Here is a 235-nt window from a genome sequence, read left to right as displayed (position 1 = left end):
TCGGCCGTGGAACGACAACCCGTCCGGCTCGAGCGCGACGAGATCCCCGAGCGGTAGGCGCGCGTCCAGCCCACGGACGGCAGCGGCGCGTACTTCTCGGCGTCCTTGTCCGCGTCCAGGTAGCGGGCGAGGCCCACGCCGCCGATGACGAGTTCGCCCGTCCTGCCCGGCTCGACGGGTGCTCCGTCGGGGCCGATCACGGCGATCGCCCAGCCGGCCAGGGGCAGGCCGATCC

General features: G+C 74.5%; 1 pseudogene. It reads right to left on the bottom strand.

Annotated features, from left to right (window positions below):
* Positions 1-235: pseudogene (locus tag BN358_RS25230) on the bottom strand (hypothetical protein); the annotation flags it as partial.

Source organism: Sedimentibacter sp. B4 (genome assembly GCF_000309315.1).
Taxonomy (GTDB): Bacteria; Bacillota; Clostridia; order Tissierellales; family Sedimentibacteraceae; genus Sedimentibacter; species Sedimentibacter saalensis.
The sequence above is the reverse complement of the archived record's forward strand: the minus strand, read 5'-3'. Positions and strand labels throughout refer to the sequence as shown.